This is a genomic window from Cellulomonas pasadenensis, from assembly GCF_047229365.1.
In the GTDB taxonomy this organism is placed as follows: Bacteria; Actinomycetota; Actinomycetes; order Actinomycetales; family Cellulomonadaceae; genus Cellulomonas.
The window spans coordinates 1-3,107 of sequence record NZ_JBFTEP010000227.1 but is presented as its reverse complement, the minus strand read 5'-3'; the positions used below and the strand labels follow the sequence as shown (position 1 = coordinate 3,107).

The window sequence follows — 3,107 nt, the reverse complement described above, 5'->3', positions numbered from 1 at the left end:
CGCCCCGCCAGGCGGCGTGCCGGCGCAGGCGCCGCGTCGCGCGGGCGAGCGGCGGGGGCAGCAGGCCCGCGTCCTCGAGCGCGGTGCCGGCCAGCACGTCGCCGGTCGTGCCCGACGCCGTGACGCGGCCGTCGCGCAGCACGGCGACGTGCGTGGCGTGGTCGGCCACGAGCTGCAGGTCGTGCGTGACGAGGAGCACGGTGGTGCCGCCGGCGACGAGCCGGCCCAGCAGCGCGAGCAGCTCGGCGGCGCGCTCGCGGTCCTGCCCGTACGTCGGCTCGTCGAGCACGAGCACGCGTGCGCCCGTGACGAGCGCCGTCCCCACCGACAGCCGGCGCTTCTGCCCGCCGGACAGCAGGAACGGGTGGACGTCGCGCTCGGCGACGAGGTCGAGCCGGTGGAGCATGTCGTCGACGGCCGCGGCGGTCGTCGCGTCGTCCGCACCCTGCAGCCGCAGGCCGTGCGCGAGCTCGTCGGCCACCGTGCCGCGGACGAGCTGGTGCTCCGGGTTCTGGAAGACGAAGCCGACGCTGCGCACGAGCGTGCGCGGCGGCGTGCGCGCCGGGTCCACGCCCGCCACCTGCACGGTGCCGCGGGGCGGCGGGACGACGCCGGCGACGGCCTGCGCGAGGGTGGTCTTGCCGGCGCCGTTGACGCCGACGAGCGCGAGCATCGCGCCCGTGGGGACGTCGAGGTCGACACCGTCGAGGACCGTGCGGCGGCCGCGGCGCACGGTCAGGCCGCGGACCCGGACGGCGGGCGCCGGGTCGTCGGTGGCCGTCGTCATCGTGGTGGACGACGTCGTGGTGGACGACGCCGTGGTGGTCTGCGCCCCGGCGGACGGCGCGCGCGTGGGGGACGGGAGGACGTCGGCGGCGTCGAGCGCCGCCGCCAGCTCGTGCGGCGTGAGGGGCAGCGGGTCCAGCGCGACGCCGGCGGCGCGCAGCCGCAGCGCGGCGAGCGTCGAGACGGGCAGCCAGACGCCGAGCGCGGCCACCTCCTCGGCCCGGGTGCCGAGCACCTCGCGGACCGGACCCTCGAGGGCGAGCCGACCCGCACGGTCGAGCACGACGACCCGGTCGACGAGGTCGACCGCCGCGTCGAGGTTGTGCTCGACGAGCACGACCGCCCGCGTGCCGTCGGCCACGACCGCCCGCAGCGCGGCGTAGACCTCCTCGATGCCGGCGGGGTCGAGGTTCGCCGTCGGCTCGTCGAGCACGACGACGGGCGACCCGAGCGCCAGCGCGCAGGCGATCGCCAGGCGCTGCCGGCCGCCGCCGGACAGCGCGTCCGGGGCGTCGGCGCGCCGGTCCCACAGGCCGACGGCGCGCAGGGCGTGCTCGGCGCGGCCCAGCACCTCGGGCGCCGGCACCCGCAGGTTCTCCGGCCCGAAGCACACCTCGTCGAGCACCGTGCCGGTGACGACCTGCGCGTCGGGGTCCTGGAAGACCATGGCGACGTGCTCGGACAGCCGCGCGACCGTCGTCGCGGTCGTCGGGGTCCCGTCGACCACGACGCGCCCCGTCAGCTCCGCCGGCACCGCGTGCGGCACGAGCCCGTCCAGCGCGAGCGCGAGCGTCGACTTGCCCGAGCCGCTCGGGCCGAGCAGCAGCACCACCTCGCCGGGGCGGACCTCGAACGTCACGCCGTCCGGCGTCCAGGCCGTGCGGCCCTCGTGCCGGATGCGGACGTCGTCGACGCGGACGCTCACGCGGTGGCGGCCGGCGCGGCGGCGGTGTCGGCCGGCGTCGTCGCGGGGCTCGTCGTGGTCGTCGTCGCCGCCGGGGCGCCGGAGGACGCCGTCGCGCCGGCGACCGCGCGCCGGCGGCGGTCCTCGGGCAGCTGCAGGCCGCGCATCGCGCCGGTCCGGGTGAGGCGCGCCGCGACGACCCGCGCGAGCCACGTGAACAGCAGCATCCCGCCGAGCAGCAGCGTCGGCAGGGCGACCTGCGCCCACACCTGGTGGCTGCCGATGTCGTAGTACGTCCACCACGTCCACGTGTAGAAGGCGGCCCCGGCGAGGGGCGCGACGTAGAAGACGGGCGCGCGCCACCAGCGGTAGCCGAGCAGCGCGAACGGCACCTCGAGCAGCACCGCCACGTACAGCCAGCCGTAGATCGTCGTGAAGCTGCCCGGAACGAACGGCGCGGCGGCGACCGCGGCGAGCATCGTCGTGAGGAACCCGACGCCGGGGCGGCGGAACGCGGCGAGCGCGATCATGCCCGGCAGCAGGTAGAAGCCCGCCGCCAGCCCCATGAGGAACGGCGCCGCGGTCGCCAGCGTGGTGAACAGGTAGAAGCTCGGGATGCCGACGAGGCCGCCGCCGACGCCGATGGCGGCGCAGGACAGCAGCAGGCGGGTGCTCCAGCGGGTCATGACGTGGCGTCCTCCGGTCGGGCGCCCCGGCGCGGTGACGGGGCCCGGGCAAGTGTGAGGTGAGGCTCACCTCAGCGTCAACGGTCCCGGGCGCCCGCATCCCTGGCGGCGGCCCCGCGGCTGCGGGAGGATCGGCGCATGGCGCTCTCGCAGTCCGGACGCATCCCCCGCACGCCGACGCTGCCCACGGGCGAGCCCGTGGCGTCGTACCAGACGTACCTCGAGGCGCAGAAGGCCGTCGACGCGCTCGCCGAGAAGTCGTTCCCGGTGCAGCACGTGACGATCGTCGGCACCGACCTGCGCATGGTCGAGCGCGTCATCCGCCGGCTGTCCTACCCGAGCGCCGCCCTCGGCGGGTTCGCGTCCGGCGCGTGGTTCGGCCTGTTCGTCGGCCTGCTGCTCACGCTCTTCTCGCCGCCCAACAGCGCGAGCGTGCTGCTGCCGGCCATCCTCTTCGGCGGCGCGTTCGGCCTGCTGTTCTCCGTCATCACGTACGCCATGACGCGCAACCGCCGCGACTTCGCGTCCGCGAGCCAGATCGTCGCGACGTCGTACGCGGTCCTCTGCCACGCGGAGCACGCGCACAAGGCGCGCGCGATCCTGCAGGAGGTCGGCGGCGTCGTCAGCGGCGTGCCGGCCGTGCCGCCCGCACCCGTCGGACCGCGCCCGTCGGACCCCGCCGCGTCGTACCCGCCGGCCGGTGCGCCCGCCGCGCCGCCGCAGACGCCGCC

The 3,107-nt window shown here is 77.0% G+C and carries 3 protein-coding genes; 1 reads left to right on the top strand and 2 read right to left on the bottom strand.

Features of this window, described 5'->3' with window-relative positions; translation table 11 throughout:
* A partial coding sequence (locus AB6N23_RS17900; protein ID WP_412867319.1) for an ABC transporter ATP-binding protein occupies positions 1-1,711 on the bottom strand: 1,711 nt, incomplete at its 3' end.
* Positions 1,708-2,376 (bottom strand): ECF transporter S component, encoded by a 669-nt coding sequence (locus tag AB6N23_RS17895; protein WP_412867318.1) that lies wholly within the window; start codon positions 2,374-2,376, stop codon positions 1,708-1,710. The genes AB6N23_RS17900 and AB6N23_RS17895, both read right to left, overlap by 4 nt.
* Before the next feature lie 138 nt (positions 2,377-2,514).
* Between AB6N23_RS17895 and AB6N23_RS17890 the strand changes: the two genes are divergently transcribed.
* Positions 2,515-3,107 (top strand): YflT domain-containing protein (locus AB6N23_RS17890; protein ID WP_412867317.1); only part of this gene is annotated, 593 nt, incomplete at its 3' end.